We start from the raw sequence: 18351 nt of genomic DNA on the forward strand, positions 1-18351 counted from the left end.
GCCGGCATCGAGGAACTGATGCACGGCATGGGCGCCCGCGCCCGCGCCGCAAGCCATGCCCTCTCGATTGCGCCGACGGAAGCCAAGAACCGGGCGCTTCTCGCCATGGCAGAGGCCATCGAGGCGCGGCGGGAGGAGATCCTCGCCGCCAATGCGGAGGATCTCGCCCGCGCCGAAACATCCGGCCTTGCGGCCTCCTTCATCGACCGGCTGACGCTTTCGGACAAGAGCGTGAAGGCGATTGCAGACGGCATCCGCGCGATTGCGGCGCTGAAGGACCCCGTCGGCGAGGTGATCGCCGAATGGGACCGGCCGAACGGGCTCCATATCGAGCGCGTGCGCACGCCGCTCGGCGTCATCGGCGTCATCTATGAAAGCCGCCCGAACGTGACGGCGGATGCGGGGGCGCTCTGCCTCAAGGCTGGCAATGCCGTGATCCTGCGCGGCGGGTCGGATTCGCTCCGCTCGTCGCAGGCGATCCATGCCTGCCTCGTGGAAGGGCTGAAGACGGCCGGCCTTCCGGAAGCCGCGATCCAGCTGGTGCCGGTCGCCGACCGCGCCGCCGTCGGCTTCATGCTGTCGGGGCTCGACAATTCCATCGACGTGATCGTCCCCCGCGGGGGAAAGAGCCTCGTCGCGCGCGTGCAGGCGGAGGCCCGCGTGCCCGTCTTTGCCCATCTGGAAGGCCTGTGCCATGTCTATGTGGACGGCTCGGCCGATCTCGAGATGGCGAAGAAGGTGGTGCTCAACTCGAAGATGCGGCGCACCGGCATCTGCGGTGCGGCCGAAACGCTGCTGGTCGACAGTGCCGGCATCGGCACCCTGCTGACGCCGCTCGTCGAGATGCTTCTTGCCGAAGGCTGCGAGGTTCGCGCCTCGGCAACCGTCCTCAAGGTCATTCCCGGCCTGAAGCCCGCAACCGACGCGGACTGGCGCACGGAATATCTCGACGCGATCATCTCCGTCGCCATCGTCGACGGCGTGGGCGGGGCGATCGAGCACATCAACACCTATTCCTCCCATCACACCGAGGCGATCGTCGCCGAAGATCCGAAGGCGGTGGAACGCTTCTTCAACGAGATCGACAGCGCCATCCTGCTGCACAATGCCTCCACCCAGTTCGCCGATGGCGGCGAGTTCGGCATGGGGGCGGAGATCGGGATAGCAACCGGCAAGATGCATGCGCGCGGCCCCGTGGGCGTCGAGCAGCTGACCTCCTTCAAGTACCGGGTGCGCGGCACCGGACAGACCCGTCCCTGATGGAAGGCGGCGCGGAGCGCCCGGCCCGGCGCTACCTCTCGGTGCCCCGCACGGAAAGGGGAATGACCGTCGGCCTGTTCGGCGGCTCCTTCAATCCGCCCCATGCCGGCCATCTGCTGGTGTCGGAGATCGCCCTGCGCACGCTGGGGCTCGACCGGCTCTGGTGGATGGTGACACCGGGCAACCCGCTGAAGAGCCGGCGCGAGCTGAAGCCGCTCGCCGACCGGATTGCCGAAAGCGAGCGGCTCGCGCGCGATCCCCGCATCGTCGTCACCGCCTTCGAGAAAAGCTTCGGCGAAGCCTATACCGCCCGCGTGCTCGCACGGCTGAAGGCGATACGGCCCGGGGTGCGCTTCGTCTGGATCATGGGGGCGGACAACCTGAAGAGCTTCCACCACTGGCAGGACTGGCAGCGCATCGCCCGCACCTATCCGATCGCCGTCATCGACAGGCCCGGCTCGACGCTGTCCTACCTGTCCTCGAAGATGGCGCAGCGCTTCGACGAGGCCCGCGTCGACGAGAGCGATGCCCGCGCGCTGGCCCGGATGAGGCCGCCTGCCTGGACCTTCATCCACGGCCCGCGCTCCTCGCTGAGCTCCACCGCGATCCGCGCCGCCGGCAGTGCCCGATAGGCCCGCAAGCTCCGGTCCTGCCTCGGCCTTTATGGTACAGGGGGTCCGGTTTGTTACCGCCGGTTTACCGCGCCTGTCTTTGAAAGACCCCATGCCCTTGAAAAGGCAGAGGGTTAATGCCACTTTTACCAAAGCGCCCTCGTGCGTTCTTGTGCACGAGACGCTTCTCGAAAGGACTGGCTCCCTGCTGGAGCCGACATCGTGCCAGGTTGGTCGTCAAGGAAAGGAAAGACTCTGACAACGGTACACACCAAGGGGAAAGCCGACGGCACCTCCCCGAAAAGCCCGGAACGTGGCGCCGATGCTGCCGCCCGCGCTTTGGAACTGGTCCTCGCAAGCCTCGAGGACTCGAAAGCAGAAGACATCGTCACCATCAACATTGCCGGAAAGTCCGCGCTGGGCGACTACATGGTCGTGGCCTCCGGGCGCTCGAGCCGGCATGTCTCGGCGATCTGCGACCACCTCATCTCCGACATGAAGGATGAGGGTCTGGGCGGAGCCCGCGTCGAAGGCCTCGAGGCCGGCGACTGGGTGCTGATTGACACCGGTGACATCATCATCCATGTGTTTCGGCCTGAAATCCGGGAATTCTACAATCTCGAAAAGATGTGGGGCGCTCCGGATCTCGAGGAAGAAACACGGCACTGATCCGGCCCGCCACCGCGGGCCATGGCTGCCATGGCCGGGAACGGGTAGGGGATGCGCATCACGCTCTTTGCGGTCGGGCGGCTGAAGGCCGGCCCGGAAAAGGACCTCGCGGGCCGGTATCTGGAGCGTTTCTCCAAGACGGGTCCCGCTTCGGGCCTGGAGCTGAAGCGCGTGATCGAGGTCCCCGAAAGCCGCGCTTCCGGCGCGGATACCCGCAAGCGCGAGGAAGCGGCCGAACTTGAAAGGGCGCTGCCGGAAGGGGCGCTTCTTGTCCTTCTCGACGAGCGCGGCAAGGCGCTCGACAGCGAAGCCTTCGCCGCCCAGGTCGGCCAGTGGCGCGACCAGGGCAAGCGCGATCTCGTGATCGCCATCGGCGGTGCGGACGGGCTCGATCCCGCGCTCCACGCCCGCGCCGATCTCGTCCTCAATCTCGGCCGTCTCACCTGGCCGCACCAGATCGTGCGCATCCTGATTGCCGAGCAGCTCTACCGCGCCGTCACCATCCTGTCCGGACATCCCTATCACCGCGCCTGAGGCCGGGGATCGCGCCTGCCCGTCATCTTCGGGCAAGGCTTCAGCCTTTTCATGGCATTTTGCCGCAAATCAGCTTATCTCCGGTGCCATGCTGTTCCCATGCCGATCCGTCGCGAACGCCCCATTCCTACCGAGGCCCTCCGGGGAGGGGCAGGCGGCTGCCTGCCGGTCGGGTCCGTGACCATGCCGGGGGGAGGGATGCAGACGGGGAAAAGACGGGGTGCCGCCCTTGCGGCGCTCGTCATCGCATCGCTCCTGTCTTCGCCTGCCCGCCTTCCCGCCGAACCGCTTGCCGGGTCCGTTCCGGCCGCTGCCGCCGAGCCCGCCGAGGAGACCCTGCGCGCCCAGCAGCTGAAGACGCGCCAGGAGCTCGAGGCCGTCGCGCGCTCGATGAAGCTCTCCGACGAGAAGGTGAAGAGCCTGCAGGACAACATCAATGCCCTGCAGCAGACCAGCGCGACGTTGCGCAGCAAGGTGATCGAATCGGCCGGGCGCCGGCGCGAGATCGAAGCCCGCATCGCCGCCGGCGAGCGGCGGCTTGCCGAACTCGAGGTGCGCCAGACCACGATCCGCGGATCGCTGCACGAGCGCCGTGCGCTTCTGGCCGAGGTTCTCGCCGCCCTGCAGCGCATGGGCCGCAATCCGCCGCCCGCCCTGCTCGTCACGCCCGAGGATGCGCTCGCCTCCGTGCGCAGTGCCATCCTGCTCGGGGCGGTGGTGCCCGGCATGCGCCGGCAGACCGACCAGCTGATGGCGGATCTGGCCGATCTCGCCCGGGTAAGGGCCGATATCGAGACGGAGAAGTCGACGCTCAACGGCGACATGGCGAACCGGCTCGAGGAAGAGCGGCGCATGGACCTGCTGATTGCCCGCAACGAGGCGCTCTCGCAGGAAAATGCCGCCACCATCGAGGAGGAACGCCGCAAGGCCGAGGCGCTGGCCGCCCGCGCCAGAAGCATGGACGAGCTGATCGCCTCGCTGGAAAAGGACATTGCCTCCGCGCGCGAGGCGGCCGAAGCCGCACGCCTGGCGGAGGAAAAGCGCAAGTCCATGACCGAGGCCGAACGGCAGAAGGCGCGCGAGACGGCGCTTGCCAATCCCGACCAGAACCGCATCGCGCCGGCCATTCCCTTCGGCGACCTGAAGGGACAGCTGGTGCTGCCGGTAAACGGCGAGACGCTGCGCCGCTTCGGCGACGACGACGGAACCGGCCATGGCGCCAAGGGCATCACCGTTGCGACCGCCCCCGGCGCCCTCGTCACCGCACCCGCCGATGCCCATGTGGTCTTCGCCGGCCAGTTCCGCAGCTACGGCCAGATGATCATTCTCAACACCGGCGACGGCTACCATCTGGTGCTGACCGGCATGGATGCCATAAAAACGGCACAAGGAAAGTTCGTATTCGCAGGCGAACCACTTGCCGTGATGGGCGAAAAAAGAGTGGCCAGTGCAGCGGCATTGGCGCTGGAAACGGATCGCCCAACCCTTTACATTGAATTTCGGAAGGACGGAAAACCGGTTGATTCTCAACCCTGGTGGACCGCCAAGCTTAGCGGAAAGGCAAACAATGATACGTAGGGCTTCCCTGGTAGTCGTCGGCGCATTGCTGGGCGCGACCGCCATGAGCGTGATTTACTCGGCCGGGGTGCCGGCGGAAGCAGCCGGCGCATCCACCTACCGGGAACTGTCGATCTTCGGCGACGTCTTCGAGCGGGTGCGCGCGCAATATGTGACGCCGCCGCAGGAAGACAAGCTGGTCGAGAATGCCATCAACGGCATGCTCTCCTCGCTCGACCCCCATTCCAGCTACATGAACGCCAAGGATGCCGAAGACATGCGCGCCCAGACCAAGGGCGAGTTCGGCGGTCTCGGCATCGAAGTCACCATGGACAACGACCTGGTGAAGGTCATCACCCCGATCGACGATACGCCTGCGGCCCGCGCGGGCGTGCGCGCCGGCGACTACATCTCCGAGATCGACGGCCAGTCGGTGCGGGGCATGAAGCTGGAAGACGCGGTCGACAAGATGCGCGGTGCGGTCAACACCCCCATCAAGCTGTCGCTCATCCGCAAGGGCGAGGCCAAGCCGATCGTTCTGACCATCGTGCGCGACATCATCCCCGTGCGGGCGGTGAAGTTCCGCGTCGAGGGCGACGTGGGCTACCTGCGCATCATCTCCTTCTCCGAAAAGACCTATGACGATCTGGAAAAGGCGATCGAGACCATCAAGAAGCAGGTGCCGGCCGACAAGCTGAAGGGCTATGTTCTCGACCTGCGCCTGAACCCGGGCGGTCTTCTGGACCAGGCGATCAATGTCAGCGACGCCTTCATGGAGCAGGGCGAGGTGGTTTCCACCCGCGGCCGCAACCCGGAGGAAACCCGCCGCTTCAGCGCCGGTCCCGGCGATCTCGGCGACGGCAAGCCCGTCATCGTGCTGATCAACGGCGGCTCGGCTTCCGCGTCGGAAATCGTTGCCGGCGCGCTGCAGGACCAGCACCGGGCGACCATCCTCGGCACCCGGTCCTTCGGCAAGGGCTCCGTGCAGACGATCATCCCGCTCGGCGACAACGGCCTGCTGCGGCTGACGACGGCGCTCTATTACACGCCCTCGGGCAAGTCGATCCAGGGCACCGGCATCACGCCCGACATCAAGGTCGAGCAGCCGCTGCCGGAGGACCTGAAGGACAAGCTGACGACGGCGGGCGAATCCAGCCTGCCCGGCCACATCAAGGGCCAGAACGAGACCGACGAAGGCTCGGGCTCCTCGGCCTATGTCCCGCCGGAGCCGAAGGACGACGTCCAGCTCAACTTCGCGCTCGATCTCCTGCGCGGCAAGAAGACGGACCCGAAATTCCCCGCCGAGACCAAGAAGGCGGAAGTGGCCCAGTAAGCGGACGAGAACCGGCGCCGGCCCTTGAGGGACGGCGCCACCGGCCCATCGGGCCACGGCGGCCTCCGCCGGAATCAATGCGGGAAGGGCTCTTCCCTGAACGTTCCCTTCGAGGGACGGGGACAGGACTTGGGAACCGATCTGAACACACCTCTCGGACAGAATGGCAAGCCCGGCGGCGGCGGCGGCCGCGTCGGGCGTGCGCTCCTGCGCGTGACCGGCGTTCTGGCGCTGGTGGGCGCGGTGGGTCTCTCCGCCTATGGCCTGCGGCCGCGTGACGAGGGCCTGAAGCAGGCGTCCTCGCCCGAGGTCACCGGCACCACGCCCGCACCGGCGAAGCAGGCGGCCATTGCCGAAGCGCCGGCGGTGCCCGTCGCCGCGGAAACGGCCGATCCCCTGAGCGGCATGCCGAAGAGCAGCCCGCGCTCCGGCGCAAACGTCGTGCGCACCCTGACCGACGACGGCGTGCTGGTGACGAAATATTCCCCCGGCCAGCGCAATCAGCCGGGCGCCGTCCTCCTCGACGCGACCAGCGTCGGGCAGGATCCGCGCATGGCCGCGCTTCCCGCCGAGGACCTGATCGAGAACACCGCCTTCGGGCCGCTGCCGGTGACGAGCCCGGACGGGCTTCGCCCGGTCGACCGCTATGCGCGGCCCTGGTCCGGTGCCCACGGCACCCGCATCGCCATCGTGGTCGGCGGGCTCGGCCTCAGCCAGACCGGCACCCAGAACGCCATCCGGCAATTGCCGGAGGAGGTGACGCTGGCCTTCGCCTCCTCCGGCAACAGCCTGACGCGCTGGATGCAGGAGGCCCGCCGCTCCGGCCACGAGATCCTGCTTCAGGTGCCTTTCGAGCCGTTCGATTATCCGGATAACGATCCCGGTGCGGATACGCTGCTCACCTCGCTCTCGGCGGAGAAGAATCTCGCCAGCCTGCACAAGGCCATGGGGAAGATCACCAATTACACCGGCGTGATGAACTATCTCGGCGGCCGTTTCCTCTCCGACCAGAAGGCGATGGACCCCGTGATGAAGGACATCGCCGCGCGCGGCCTGCTGTTCCTCGACGACGGCACGGCGGCGCGCTCGCTGAGCGGGCACTACGCCAAGGCGCTGAACATGCCGGCCGCCTTTGCCGACGTGCAGCTCGACCAGGAGGTGGACGAGCAGGCGATCCTGACAAGGCTCGACGAGCTGGAGCGCATCGCAAGGCGCAACGGCTCGGCCATCGGCGTTGCCTCCGCCTTCGACGAGAGCGTGGCGGCGATTGCCCAGTGGAGCGAGCAGGCCACCATGCGCGGCATCGAGATCGTCGGCGTGTCGGCGCTCGCCACGGAAAACACGGTCGCAACGGCCGGAAACTGAGCCATCCTTTGGGAAGACGAAGATGACGAAGACCTTGAGGGCGGAAGACCTGCCCTACCGCCCCTGCGTGGGCATCATGGTGCTGAACCGCGAGGGCCTGGTCTGGGCCGGGCGGCGCATTCCCGAAGGCAATTCCGAATATGACGGCTCGCCGGCCCTCTGGCAGATGCCGCAGGGCGGCATCGACGAGGGCGAGGACCCGCTGGAGGCGGCCTATCGGGAGCTGTACGAGGAAACCGGCATCCGCACCGTCTCGCTTCTCGCCAGCGCCCGCGACTGGATCAACTACGATCTCCCCGCCCACCTGATCGGCATCGGCCTGAAGGGCAGGTATCGCGGCCAGACCCAGCGCTGGTTCGCCTTCCGCTTCGAGGGCGACGAGAGCGAGATCGCGATCAACCCGCCGCCCGGCGGCCATAGCGCCGAATTCGACGCCTGGGCCTGGAAGCCGATGCAGGCGCTGCCGGACCTCATCGTCGCCTTCAAGCGCGACGTCTACCGGCAGGTGGTCGCCGAATTCGAGCATCTCGCCGGTCTTCCGGCGGCATCGGGCTCCTGAAGGACGCGCACGCCCCGCCTCAATGGAAGTTGCGCCCCTTCGGCATGACGCGGCGCACATCCGCGGCAAGCTCCGGCATTTCCTGGAAAAGGGCGCGGGCCTGGCTTGCCGGATGCTTCTTCAGGCGCTGCTCCTCCACCGGCCGCTTCACCTCGTCGGCGCGTGCCAGCGTGTCGAAGGCGGCCTCGCCCCGGGCCAGCGCCGCCAGCATCGGCGTGCGGTCGACGAGGGAGGCGGCGACCACATGGATCACCCCGTCCGCCTTCTGCAGCCGCCCGCGCACCTCCACCAGCCGCGATCCCAGCACCACGGGGCGATAGACCGAGAAGACCTTGGGCCAGACGATGATGTTGGCACTGGCCGTCTCGTCCTCCAGCGTCATGAAGATCACGCCCTTGGCCGAGCCCGGCCGCTGGCGCACCAGAACGAGCCCCGCCACCGAGACCATGCGCCCCTGCGGCAGCCGCTCCAGCGCGCTTGCGGGCAGCACCCGGTCCCGCTCGAGCTCCGCCCTGACGAACTGCACCGGATGGGCGTCGAGGGAGAGCGACAGGCTGCGGTAATCCTGCACCACCGCCTCGCCGGCGGACAGGGCGGGTACGGCGACCTTCGGCTCCGGCTGCAGCTCCGCGTCGCCCCGGCCGAAGAGCCCCTCGAAGAGCGGCAGATGTTCGGCCGCGCTCTTCTCGTCCAGCGCCCGGACCTCCCAGAGCGCCGTGCGCCGGTCGATGCCGAGCGAGCGGAAGGCATCCGCATCGGCCAGCTTCTCGATCGCCGCGCGGGGTATGCCGGTGCGCAGCCACAGGTCCCGCACGGAGCGGTAACCCCCGTCCCGGGCGGCAATCAGCTCTTCCATGTGCTCCTGGCTCAGCCCCTTGATCTGCCGGAAACCGAGCCGGACGGCCCTTTCCGTCCTGATCACGCCGGCCATCTCCCGGTGCCGCCAGGCGATTCGGCGGGGATCGAAGCGGGTTTCCTCCAGCGTCGCATCGAAGAAGGAATGGTTCACGTCGACGGGCCGCACCTCCACCCCGTGGTCGCGCGCGTCCCGCACGATCTGCGCCGGGGCATAGAAGCCCATCGGCTGGGAGTTCAGCAACGCCGCGCAGAAGACGTCAGGATACCAGGCCTTCATCCAGCAGGAGGCATAGACCAGCAGCGCGAAGGAGGCGGCATGGCTTTCGGGAAAGCCGTATTCGCCGAAACCCTCGATCTGGCGGAAGCAGCGATCGGCGAAGTCCGCGTCATAGCCGCGCTTCACCATGCCCTCGACCATCTTCATGCGGAAGGAATGGATGGTGCCGACCCGGCGGAAGGTGGCCATGGCGCGGCGCAGCTTGTCGGCCTCCGTCGGCGTGAAGCCGGCGGCGACGATGGCGATCTTCATGGCCTGTTCCTGGAAGAGGGGCACGCCGAGCGTGCGGCCGAGAACGGCGCGCAGCTCCTCCTTCGGATAGGTCACCTGCTCCCTGTTCTGCCGCCGGCGCAGGTAGGGATGCACCATGTCGCCCTGGATGGGGCCGGGGCGCACGATCGCCACCTCGATCACCAGATCGTAGAAGCAGCGCGGCTTCAGCCGCGGCAGCATGCTCATCTGCGCCCGGCTTTCGATCTGGAAGACGCCGATCGTGTCGGCCCGGACGATCATGTCGTAGACATTGTCCTGCTCCTTGGGGATCGTCGCCAGCGAAAGCCGCCGGTCGTAATGGAGCGCGAGCATGTCGAGCCCGCGCCTGAGGCAGGAGAGCATGCCGAGCGCCAGGATGTCGATCTTGAGGATCCCCAGCTGGTCGAGGTCGTCCTTGTCCCACTCCACCATGGTGCGCCCTTCCATGGCGGTGTTCATGATCGGCACCACCTCATCGAGCCGGGACCGGGTGATGACGAAGCCGCCCACATGCTGGCCGAGATGGCGGGGAAAGCCCATCAGCAGGGAGGCATAGCCGAGCACGCGCTGGGTGAGGGGATCGGCGACATCGAGGCCGGCGGCCTTCGCCTCCCGGTCGGAGAGATCGTTGTTCGACCAGCCCCAGATCGAGCCGGACAGCGCCGACTGCACGTCTTCCGACAGGCCGAAGGCCTTGGCGACCTCCCGCCCCGCCATGCGCGCGCGGTAGGTGGTGACGGTGGCGGCAAGGCCCGCATGGGCACGGCCATATTTCCGGTAGATGTACTGGATCACGTCCTCGCGCCGCTCATGCTCGAAATCCACGTCGATATCGGGTGGCTCGCGCCGTTCCGGCGAGATGAAGCGCTCGAAGAGCAGGTCGGTCATTGCCGGGTCCACCTCGGTGATCCCGAGGCAGAAGCAGACGGTGGAATTGGCCGCCGAGCCGCGCCCCTGGCAGAGGATGCCCTGCGAGCGCGCATAGCGCACGATGTCGTAGACGGTGAGGAAATAGGGCTCGTATTGCAGCTCCCGGATCATCGCGAGCTCGTGGTCGATCTGGCCGAGCACCTTTTCCGGCACGCCGCGCGGATAGCGCCGCCTTGCCCCCTCGCGGGCGAGGCGGGAAAGCGTCTCGGGCAGGCTTTCGCCGGGCTGGCTCTCGTCCGGATATTCGTGCTTCAGCTCGTCCAGCGTGAAGGTGAGGCGCCGGGAGAGGGCGAGCGTGTTCGTCACCGCCTCCGGGCAGAGGCGGAAGAGCCGCGTCATCTCGCGGGCATCCTTGAGGTGCCGCTCGTCGTTCGGGCGCAGCAGGAATCCGGCTTCCTGCACCGGCACGTGGTGGCGGATGGCGGTGAGCACGTCGGCCAGCGGACGCCGCTCCGCCTCGTGGCAGAGCGGCTGGTTGGTGGCGATCAGCGGCACGCCCGCGGCCTTCGCGGCCGTGATGGCAGCCTGCCAGATGCGCCGGTCGCAGCCGTCATAGCGGGGCGTGAGGCCGAGATGGGCCCAGCCGCCGAAGAGATCCCGGAAGCGGAGGAGAAAGGCCGGGAAACCCGGCGCCTCGATCTCCTCCGGCACCGGCAGCAGGATGAGCGCCATCTGCCGCGCATGGCTTTTCAGGTCCTCCTCGAAAAGCGTGCAGCGCCCCTTCTCGGATCTCAGATTGCCCTGGCTGAGCAGCCGGCAGAGCCCCGCCCAGCCTTCCCGGTCGGCGGGATAGGCCAGCATGTCGGGCGTGTCGTCGGCAAAGCAAAGCCGGGCGCCGGGGTGGTAGCGCAGGCCTTCCTCCTTCGCCATGGCATGGGCGCGCACCACGCCCGCCACGGTGTTGCGGTCGGCAAGGCCGAGGCCCGACAGGCCGAGGCCGAGCGCCTGACGCGCCATTTCCTCCGGATGGGAGGCCCCCTCCAGGAAGGAGAAATTGCTGGAAGCACCGAATTCGACGAAGGGCAGGGCATCCATGGCCGCGGCTCCTCAGGCAAAGAGCCCGTGCATGAACCAGCGCGGCTGGGCCGGTTCGCGGTCGTAGAGGCCTTGGCGGTAGAGCCAGTAGCGCCGTCCGTCCTCGTCCTCGATCCGGTAATAGTCGCGCGTCGGCGCCTCCTCTCCGTCGATCCACCATTCCGCCCCGATGCGCTCCGGCCCCTCCGCCTTGACGACCCGGTGGACGGCCCGCCGCCAGCGGAACTGCACCGGCGGCCCGTCCGGCACCTCGGCCACCGCTTCCACCGGTTCGGGATAGCGGAAGAGCCGGATGGGCCGCACCGGACGGAAGGGAGAGGCGGAGGCGGGCGGGCCCGCCTCCGCCGCCAGCCCCTCGCGGGCCGGCACCAGGGCGGAGGCGCGCTCCGGCAGATGGCTTTCGAGCAGCACGGGCATCTTCAGGCAATCGGGGCCGAAGCGGGCGCTGGCCTGATCGATGAAATCGGCAAGGCTGTCGGCGGTCTCGGCAGGACGGCCGAGATCCATCTGCCGGCTTTCGAGCGGCTCGGCATGGGAAACGGAAAGCCGTGCGGTCTCGAAACCGTAGCCGGCATCGAGATCCTCCTGCAGCGCGGCAAAGCGGCCGGCAAACAGCGCCTCGATGCGCCGCGCATCCCGCAAGGGGCGGGAGGAGCCCGCATGGACGTGAAAGACCGCGCCATCCACCCGGAAGAGCGACAGCTCGAAGAGCCGCCCGCCGAGCCCGCGCTGCTCCAGCATGGGAAGGAGGCCCCGCGCCAGTTCGCCGGCGAGGAACAGGATGTCCTCCTCCCGCGTGACCGGTTCGGCAAGGCGGCGTTCGCAGGAAAGGCCGGCCACCGGCAGGCGCGGCGAGATGGGCTCGTCCTCGCGGCCCGTCGCCTGGTCGAGCCGGAGAAGCGGCATCGGCCCGAAGCGGCGGGCAAGCGGTGCGCGCGGCAGGGCGAGGAGATCGCCGGCGAGGCGCAGCCCCGCCTTGGTCAGCCCTTCGACGACCAGCGGATCGAGCCTCAGCGCCTGTACGGGCAGGGGGGCGAGGCGTTCCGCCCTCTCGCCCGTGGGCACGATCCGCGCCTGCGGTGCGGCGGCCGGCGTGAAGCGCGCCACCGCCCAGGCAAGGCCGGGCGTATCGGCAATGGCGCCCTCGACCTCCAGCCCCATGGCGGAAAGCCGCGACAGCGCATCGGCGATCAGCCCTTCCTCGCCGCCGAAGAGATGGCTGCAGCCGGTGATGTCGAGGAAGAGCCCGTCCATGCCGTCGCGGGCGACGAGCGGCGTGTAGCGGCTGCACCAGTCGGCAAGCGCGGCGAGAAACTGCCTGTCGGCCTGCGGATCGGCCGGAACGGCATCGAGGCCGAGGCACATGGCGCGGGCCTCCGCAAGCCCCTGGCCGGGCTTCAGCCCCGCTTCCAGCGCCTTGCGGTCGAGCGCCATCAGGCGCATGGCGCTCCTCTCGCGCCCGGCCGTGACGAGGGGCGGGCGCTCAGGAGGCGCGGCTGAACGCCAGGACGGCCCCCAGCGCTTGCGCGCGATCCGGTCGGTCGGCAGGCGCGGGAAGGCGAGCGCCAGGATGCGCTGGCCCTGCGGGGTTGCGGACAGGAGGGAGGCTGGCATCGGGGAGGGCGAAAAGGCGTTCATGGGCGATCCATTCGAAGGCAATGGCCTGGGGGAGGGAGGAAAGGGCCGGGTGGGAGGCCTTCTCCACCCGGACGGCGAAGCCCGGCGCGCCGATGGTTCCGCCAAGCATGCGGCCATCCGGCAGCCGGTAATGTCCCGAGCGGGAGGGCGATGCCTCCAGCCGGAACAGCGTGCTGCCCGCTTCCTCCCCGCCGCCCTGACGCAGGAGCAGAAGCAGACTGCCCGCATGGCGGGCCCTGAGGCTCAGGCGCCGGCTTTCGCCGAGGCCGAAGCGGCGGGGATTGCCCGCGATTTCGAGAACCACCGCGCGGAAGGCGCGGCTCGAAAGGGCCGCCTCCGCCAGCCACAGCGCCTCTTCCAGCCGCCGCGGTGCCGCATGGAAGAGCCGGCGCAGGCCAAGCCCGTGATCGGCAAGGCCGGGGGCGAAGGGTTCGCCCGCCTCCAGCGCCACCTTCCGCTCGCCGATGAACAGGAAGGCGGGATCGGCGCCGGTGCCCTCCGCCTGGCGCGCCAGAAAGGCGCAGAGCGACAGCGCAAGCCCCGTGGAAGCGCCGGCATCGCGCAGCTCCGCGGTGCGGATTTCCGCCATGCCCGCCGCGGGCAGCCCGCCCGAGAGCGCCTCGTCGACGAGCGGCACGCCGAGCGGCAGCCGCTCCGGCGGCCGCGTGCCCGCGGCTTCCTCCTGCCCGCCCGGCGCAAGCGGCGTGCCCGCATCGTCCAGCGGGGAAAGCGGCCTTCCCTCCATCCGGGCAATGGTCTCGCGCAAGGCGAAAAGCCGCTCCCGCGCCAGGGCCTCCTTCGCCATGACGTGCTCCTGTTCCGATGACTGACTGTTGACGGGGAACGTGGGCACCGCCCGTTTGTTCCCTTTATGTTCTAATGGATTCCAGAAGCGCACCGAAGAGTCAACGGCCATTCCGGGGCCGGGACGCGGAAAGGGCGGGAAAGCCTGCCCCGCTTCCGCTCATTAACGCTACGGAAATATTGGCCTCCGCGGCGCGGGAGGCGCTGGCGGGGACACTCGAAAATTTTCCCGTTTGGGCCTATATGAACAATCGCAAGGAGACAGAATGGCCCGCATAGACCAGACCGAAGACTGGCGCGAGAAGCACGCGCCGACGATCAGCACCTTCGAATCGCTCGCGATCGAGGCCTTCAGCCAGCTGCCGGAGGAGTTCCGCGCGCTGACGGGCAATCTGACCATCGAGATCGCCGATTTCCCGACCGACGACGTCTTCGAGGACATGGCGCTGGAAACGCCCTTCGATCTGCTCGGCCTGTTCGAGGGGCGGGGACTGACCGAACGCTTCTCCATGGAAACCGGCGACATGCCGAACCGGATCTTCCTCTATCGCCGGCCGATCCTCGACTACTGGGCCGAGAATGACGAAACGCTGGGCGACATCATCACCCATGTGCTGATCCACGAGATTGGCCACCATTTCGGCCTTTCCGACGAGGACATGGAACGCATCGAGGCCAGCGTGCCGTAGGCACGCGTCCCCTGCAAACCAGTGCCGTAGGCACGCGTCCCCCGTGCAAACCAGTGCCGCAGGCACGCGTGCCGGGCGGCGCCCGCCGTGCCGGGGCACGCATGCCTCCTCAATAGTCGGACAGCTTGATGTCGGGCGTATAGTCGTGGCCCGGCACGTCCTTCACCACCGCCTGGCCGGCATAGGTCTTGCCGGTTTCCTGGTTGAAGGTGAGCACCGGCGCGCCGTGAAGCTCCCAGCCCGCATTCAGCGCCGCCGTGACGCGATGGCAGAAGGCGGAATCGTCCGGCCCGGTGAGAAAACGGTAAAGTTTCATGCGCTGTCCCTTCCTGATGCGATGCGGTCGGCGAAGGCAATCAGCTGCTCCGCCTGCCGGAGATGCAGGCGCTCCACCATGCGCCCGTCGATATTGATGACGCCGAGCCCGGCAGCTTCCGGCGCGGCGAAGGCCGAAACGATGCGGTGCGCCTCCTCGAGCGCCTCCGCGGAAGGCCCGAAGGCGTTGTTCGCCGCTTCGATCTGGGCCGGATGGATCAGCATCTTGCCGTCGAAGCCCATGGCGCGGCCCTGCCGGCATTCCGCCGCGAAGGCTTCCAGATCGCGAAAATCGTTGGAGACGCTGTCCAGCGCATCGAGCCCGTAGGCGCGCGCGGCCAGCAGGATCTGCATCATCCAGGGCAGGAGGTGCTGACGGCCCGCTTGCGGCAGAACGCCGGTTTCCTTCCTGAGGTCGTTGAGGCCGATGACGAAGGCTTCGAGCCGGGCGTCGGGCGTGTGCGCCGCCTCGGCGATGAGGGCCGCATTCAGCACGGCGCGCGGCGTCTCGATCATCGCCCAGATGCGGATCGCCTCCGCCCCGTCCGCTTCGGCCAGCCGGTCGGCGACGTCGAGGATGTCGCGGGGGCTTTCCACCTTGGGGATCAGCACCGCATCCGGCCGGCAGGCAAGGACGGTCTCGAGATCGGCGCCGGCATGGGCGGTGTCCATGCCGTTGATGCGGATCACCCATTCGCCCCGGTCCCTCCGCACAAGGCCGCCGAAGAAGCGCTTCAGATTGTCGCGCGCCTCGCTCTTCCTCGCCTCCGCCACAGAATCCTCCAGATCGAGGATGAAGACATCCGCCGCCAGCGTGGCGGCCTTGTCGAGCGCCCGCTGGTTGATGGCGGGGATGCTGAGCGCCGAGCGGCGCGGAACGGGCGGACGGGAAGAACGGGTGATGCGCATGGCCCGTTTTGCCAAGCTTTGGCAGGCCGCGCAAGCCGCCAAAATCTCGCGCCCGCCTCTTGCGGGCGGGATGGCGAGGGCCCACATTGGGCTTACAGAAAGGTCAAAGACATGCAGAGCCTCATTTCCCTTCTCTTCACGGCCGGCAGCGTGGTGGCCCTCGGTTTCCTGGGCCTCGTGACGCTTTCCTTCGGTCTCGTCCTGGCGGCGATCCTGTCGCTGACGCTTGCCGCGCGCGCGATGATGCCGCAGCCGAAGCCGGCGCCTGTCAAGGCGACCCCTAATCGTCCGGGCGAGCGGGTCACCCGCATCTGGAACGACGGACGCGGCACCATCATCGACATGTGAGCCGCCGCGCCTTGCGCCGCCGGTCTTGTCCGGCGGCCCTCATTTGCCGGCGGCCCTCTTTTCCCGGAGGCGGGGCGAAGATTCTCCTTCAAATTTGCGCGGATTTCCTCTATGGCCCAAGGAAATTTCCAAAACCGCGTGAAGGCCAAGATCCATGGACAAGTTCGTCAAGCTCACCGGCGTCGCCGCGCCCCTTCCGGTCGTCAACATCGACACCGACATGATCATTCCGAAGGATTACCTGAAGACGATCAAGCGCACCGGCCTCGGCAAGGGCCTCTTCGCCGAAGCCCGCTACCGGGAAGACGGCTCGGAAAACCCCGATTTCGTGCTGAACAAGCCGGCCTACCGCAATGCGCAGATCCTGGTTGCGGGCGACAATTTCGGCTGCGGCTCCTCGCGCGAGCATGCCCCCTGGGCACTGCTCGATTTCGGCATCCGCTGCGTGATCTCCACGTCCTTTGCCGACATCTTCTACAACAACTGCTTCAAGAACGGCATCCTGCCGATCGTCGTCAGCCCGGAAAACCTCGCCAAGCTGATGGATGACGCCGAGCGCGGCTCCAACGCGGTGCTGACGGTGGATCTGGAATCCCAGGAAATCACCGGCCCGGATGGCGGCCGCATCGCCTTCGAGATCGACGCCTTCAAGCGCCACTGCCTGCTGAACGGCCTCGACGACATCGGCCTGACGCTGGAAAAAGGCACCGCCATCGACCGCTTCGAAAAGGCCAATGCCTCGTCCCATCCCTGGGCCTGAGACAGTTTTACAGCCTGCTATGGATCGCCCGCGATGGATTGTCCTCGCGGGCTTTTCCTTGTCCGGAGCCGGTCAGGCGCCCCGGTCCTGCCAGGCGCGGATCGTATCGAGCGAAACGGCAATGCCGCCGCAGACGACGATGAGCGGGTTCTGGAACCGCGCCAGCCGCTCGGCATGCACGTCGGCCACGCTGAGCGCCGCGCCGCAGGCGGGTTCCACCAGCACGCGGAAGGCATCGGCAAACTTGATCAGCGCCGCCACCGCATCCGCGTCGGTCACCGTCAGGCTGACGACCGGATGGGTCAGCGCATCCTCCAGGGCCCGTTCGGCCACCCGGCGCGCGCCGAGCGAGGTGGCGATCGAGGTGATCGCCGGCAGCGTCACCCTTTCGCCGGCCTTCAGGCTTTCCGCCAGCGAGGCGGCTCCTTCGGTTTCGACCGCCAGCACCGGCACGTGATCGAGGCCGTTGCGGCGAAGCCCTTCGATGATGCCGCACATCAGCCCGCCGCCGCCGACGCTCGTCACCACGCAGTCGAAGCGCCTTCCCGACTGCACCACCTCGTCGATCAGGCTCGCATGGCCCTCCCACAGCAGCGGATGATCGAAGGGATGCACATAGGCCGCCCCTTCCGCGGCAGCGGCCTCGCGGGCAAAGCGGTCCGCCTCGTCGAAGGCGGCCCCGTGCACGGCAACCCGCGCACCCACCGCCCCGATCCGGGCGCGCACATCGGCTGCGGTGGTTTCCGGCACCACGATGGTCACCGGCACGCCCAGCGCCCGCCCCGCATGCGCCGCCGCAATGCCGGCATTGCCGCCCGACGCACAATAGATCGCCCGCGCCCCGCCCCGCACCTCCGCCTCGCAAAGCCGCCCGATGCCGCGCAGCTTGAAGCTTCCCGACGGCTGCAGCGCCTCCATCTTCATCATCAACGGCCGCCCGCAGGCCGAATAGGCAGCATCGGCTTCCAGCACCGGGGTTTCGATATGCAGCGCCATGGCTTCCCTCTTCCTCGTTCATCCCCCTCCTTGTTGCCCGCCACATCCCCTCCGTCAACCGGGGGAACCGGTCGCACCGTCGGTGTGAGGATGTGCACGGCGCGATGCCTTGCGTGGCGTGGAGTTTGACGGTGAGCACCCCTCTGCCTTGCGCGGCGTGGAGTTTGACGTACCGCACCCCCCTCTGCCCTGCGCGCCGTTGCGTTTGACGCACCGCACCCCCCTCTGCCCTGCCGGGCATCTCCCCCTCAAGGGGGGAGATCGGGATGGGGTTGATGCGGGCAGTCCCCAGCCACCGTTTCAGCAAATGAGACGCTGGTTGTTTGAGGAAATCAAAAACCGCAATGTCGATCTCCCCCCTTGAGGGGGAGATGTCCCGGCAGGGACAGAGGGGGGTGCGGTGCGGCAAAGGAAACGCCGTGCAGGGACAGAGGGGGGTGCGGCGCGGCAAACTCGACGTGGTGCGAGGCACCCATAATCTCCCCCCTTGAGGGGGAGATGCCCCGGCAGGGGCAGAGGGGGGTGCGGTGCGGCAAAGAAAACGCCGCGCGAGGCACCCCCACTCCCCCCAAATCCCTAACCCCCTGTTTCTCCACCGATAAAAATTTGCATCCCGTTCATCCCCCGCAGCAAAACCTGTGGGATAATATTC

At 67.8% G+C, this 18351-nt stretch carries 17 protein-coding genes; 11 read left to right on the forward strand and 6 right to left on the reverse strand.

Annotated features, from left to right (window positions below; translation table 11 throughout):
• The first annotated feature begins 18 nt into the window (after nt 1-18).
• The 8 genes from GGR23_RS13175 (at nt 19) to GGR23_RS13210 (ending at nt 7888) form a co-directional block, all read left to right on the forward strand.
• On the forward strand, nt 19-1260 hold the full coding sequence (locus tag GGR23_RS13175) for a glutamate-5-semialdehyde dehydrogenase (RefSeq protein WP_183366776.1): 1242 nt from the start codon (nt 19-21) through the stop codon (nt 1258-1260).
• Nucleotides 1260-1892, forward strand: coding sequence for a nicotinate-nucleotide adenylyltransferase (locus GGR23_RS13180; protein WP_183366734.1), 633 nt, complete (start codon nt 1260-1262; stop codon nt 1890-1892). Before GGR23_RS13175 ends, GGR23_RS13180 begins: the two co-directional genes overlap by 1 nt.
• 201 nt (nt 1893-2093) lie before the next feature.
• A complete protein-coding gene (gene rsfS, locus GGR23_RS13185) occupies nt 2094-2540 on the forward strand; it encodes a ribosome silencing factor (protein WP_183366735.1) in 447 nt (148 codons plus the stop codon).
• Between the two features lie 51 nt (nt 2541-2591).
• Complete coding sequence (gene rlmH, locus GGR23_RS13190) at nt 2592-3074, forward strand: 23S rRNA (pseudouridine(1915)-N(3))-methyltransferase RlmH (RefSeq protein WP_183366736.1); 483 nt, start codon at nt 2592-2594, stop codon at nt 3072-3074.
• Between the two features lie 198 nt (nt 3075-3272).
• On the forward strand, nt 3273-4652 hold the full coding sequence (locus GGR23_RS13195; RefSeq protein ID WP_183366737.1) for a murein hydrolase activator EnvC family protein: 1380 nt from the start codon (nt 3273-3275) through the stop codon (nt 4650-4652).
• On the forward strand, nt 4642-5964 hold the full coding sequence (locus GGR23_RS13200) for a S41 family peptidase (RefSeq protein ID WP_183366738.1): 1323 nt from the start codon (nt 4642-4644) through the stop codon (nt 5962-5964). Before GGR23_RS13195 ends, GGR23_RS13200 begins: the two co-directional genes overlap by 11 nt.
• A gap of 129 nt (nt 5965-6093) precedes the next feature.
• Entirely contained in the window at nt 6094-7329 is a 1236-nt protein-coding gene (locus GGR23_RS13205) for a divergent polysaccharide deacetylase family protein (protein WP_183366739.1), read from the forward strand.
• 22 nt (nt 7330-7351) lie between these two features.
• Nucleotides 7352-7888 carry an RNA pyrophosphohydrolase gene (locus GGR23_RS13210; RefSeq protein ID WP_183366740.1) on the forward strand — a complete coding sequence of 179 codons (537 nt, stop codon included), beginning with the start codon at nt 7352-7354 and terminating at the stop codon, nt 7886-7888.
• Nucleotides 7889-7907: 19 nt separating this feature from the next.
• Here GGR23_RS13210 and GGR23_RS13215 read toward each other — a convergent pair whose 3' ends face one another.
• Genes GGR23_RS13215 through GGR23_RS23220 form a run of 3 tightly spaced genes read right to left on the reverse strand, consistent with a single transcriptional unit; the run spans nt 7908 to nt 13683 of the window.
• The gene (locus GGR23_RS13215; RefSeq protein WP_183366741.1) at nt 7908-11240 is read right to left on the reverse strand and encodes an error-prone DNA polymerase; all 3333 of its coding nucleotides are present in this window, start codon (nt 11238-11240) and stop codon (nt 7908-7910) included.
• Between the two features lie 12 nt (nt 11241-11252).
• The gene (locus GGR23_RS13220) at nt 11253-12839 is read right to left on the reverse strand and encodes a Y-family DNA polymerase (RefSeq protein WP_246365403.1); all 1587 of its coding nucleotides are present in this window, start codon (nt 12837-12839) and stop codon (nt 11253-11255) included.
• A complete protein-coding gene (locus GGR23_RS23220) occupies nt 12724-13683 on the reverse strand; it encodes a hypothetical protein (RefSeq protein WP_246365358.1) in 960 nt (319 codons plus the stop codon). Before GGR23_RS23220 ends, GGR23_RS13220 begins: the two co-directional genes overlap by 116 nt.
• Nucleotides 13684-13948: 265 nt before the next feature.
• On the opposite strand from GGR23_RS23220, the gene GGR23_RS13225 reads away from it, so the two are divergent.
• Entirely contained in the window at nt 13949-14371 is a 423-nt protein-coding gene (locus GGR23_RS13225) for a metallopeptidase family protein (RefSeq protein ID WP_183366743.1), read from the forward strand.
• Nucleotides 14372-14480: 109 nt separating this feature from the next.
• On the opposite strand, the gene GGR23_RS13230 is transcribed toward GGR23_RS13225, so the two are convergent.
• Nucleotides 14481-14687, reverse strand: a complete 207-nt coding sequence (locus GGR23_RS13230; protein WP_183366744.1) for a DUF1737 domain-containing protein — start codon at nt 14685-14687, stop codon at nt 14481-14483.
• Nucleotides 14684-15595, reverse strand: coding sequence for an HpcH/HpaI aldolase/citrate lyase family protein (locus tag GGR23_RS13235; RefSeq protein WP_246365362.1), 912 nt, complete (start codon nt 15593-15595; stop codon nt 14684-14686). Before GGR23_RS13235 ends, GGR23_RS13230 begins: the two co-directional genes overlap by 4 nt.
• A gap of 111 nt (nt 15596-15706) precedes the next feature.
• On the opposite strand from GGR23_RS13235, the gene GGR23_RS13240 reads away from it, so the two are divergent.
• Complete coding sequence (locus GGR23_RS13240) at nt 15707-15943, forward strand: hypothetical protein (RefSeq protein WP_183366746.1); 237 nt, start codon at nt 15707-15709, stop codon at nt 15941-15943.
• A 154-nt stretch (nt 15944-16097) separates the two neighbouring features.
• Nucleotides 16098-16703 carry a 3-isopropylmalate dehydratase small subunit gene (gene leuD, locus GGR23_RS13245; protein WP_183366747.1) on the forward strand — a complete coding sequence of 202 codons (606 nt, stop codon included), beginning with the start codon at nt 16098-16100 and terminating at the stop codon, nt 16701-16703.
• A 72-nt stretch (nt 16704-16775) separates the two neighbouring features.
• Here the strand turns inward: leuD and GGR23_RS13250 are convergent, their stop codons facing one another.
• On the reverse strand, nt 16776-17699 hold the full coding sequence (locus tag GGR23_RS13250) for a pyridoxal-phosphate dependent enzyme (protein ID WP_183366748.1): 924 nt from the start codon (nt 17697-17699) through the stop codon (nt 16776-16778).
• Nucleotides 17700-18351: the final 652 nt, after the last annotated feature.

The organism is Gellertiella hungarica, from assembly GCF_014197145.1.
GTDB classification, from domain to species: Bacteria; Pseudomonadota; Alphaproteobacteria; order Rhizobiales; family Rhizobiaceae; genus Gellertiella; species Gellertiella hungarica.

What these genes read in the sequence shown, in the direction of transcription:
- GGR23_RS13175 (WP_183366776.1), top strand. Translation starts at nt 19, where the DNA reads ATGCACGGCATGGGCGCCCGCGCCCGCGCCGCAAGCCATGCCCTCTCG.
- GGR23_RS13180 (WP_183366734.1), top strand. Translation starts at nt 1,260, where the DNA reads ATGGAAGGCGGCGCGGAGCGCCCGGCCCGGCGCTACCTCTCGGTGCCC.
- rlmH (WP_183366736.1), top strand. Translation starts at nt 2,592, where the DNA reads ATGCGCATCACGCTCTTTGCGGTCGGGCGGCTGAAGGCCGGCCCGGAA.
- GGR23_RS13195 (WP_183366737.1), top strand. Translation starts at nt 3,273, where the DNA reads ATGCAGACGGGGAAAAGACGGGGTGCCGCCCTTGCGGCGCTCGTCATC.
- GGR23_RS13200 (WP_183366738.1), top strand. Translation starts at nt 4,642, where the DNA reads ATGATACGTAGGGCTTCCCTGGTAGTCGTCGGCGCATTGCTGGGCGCG.
- GGR23_RS13210 (WP_183366740.1), top strand. Translation starts at nt 7,352, where the DNA reads ATGACGAAGACCTTGAGGGCGGAAGACCTGCCCTACCGCCCCTGCGTG.
- GGR23_RS13215 (WP_183366741.1), bottom strand. Translation starts at nt 11,240, where the DNA reads ATGGATGCCCTGCCCTTCGTCGAATTCGGTGCTTCCAGCAATTTCTCC.
- GGR23_RS23220 (WP_246365358.1), bottom strand. Translation starts at nt 13,683, where the DNA reads ATGGCGAAGGAGGCCCTGGCGCGGGAGCGGCTTTTCGCCTTGCGCGAG.
- GGR23_RS13225 (WP_183366743.1), top strand. Translation starts at nt 13,949, where the DNA reads ATGGCCCGCATAGACCAGACCGAAGACTGGCGCGAGAAGCACGCGCCG.
- GGR23_RS13230 (WP_183366744.1), bottom strand. Translation starts at nt 14,687, where the DNA reads ATGAAACTTTACCGTTTTCTCACCGGGCCGGACGATTCCGCCTTCTGC.
- GGR23_RS13235 (WP_246365362.1), bottom strand. Translation starts at nt 15,595, where the DNA reads ATGCGCATCACCCGTTCTTCCCGTCCGCCCGTTCCGCGCCGCTCGGCG.
- GGR23_RS13240 (WP_183366746.1), top strand. Translation starts at nt 15,707, where the DNA reads ATGCAGAGCCTCATTTCCCTTCTCTTCACGGCCGGCAGCGTGGTGGCC.
- leuD (WP_183366747.1), top strand. Translation starts at nt 16,098, where the DNA reads ATGGACAAGTTCGTCAAGCTCACCGGCGTCGCCGCGCCCCTTCCGGTC.
- GGR23_RS13250 (WP_183366748.1), bottom strand. Translation starts at nt 17,699, where the DNA reads ATGGCGCTGCATATCGAAACCCCGGTGCTGGAAGCCGATGCTGCCTAT.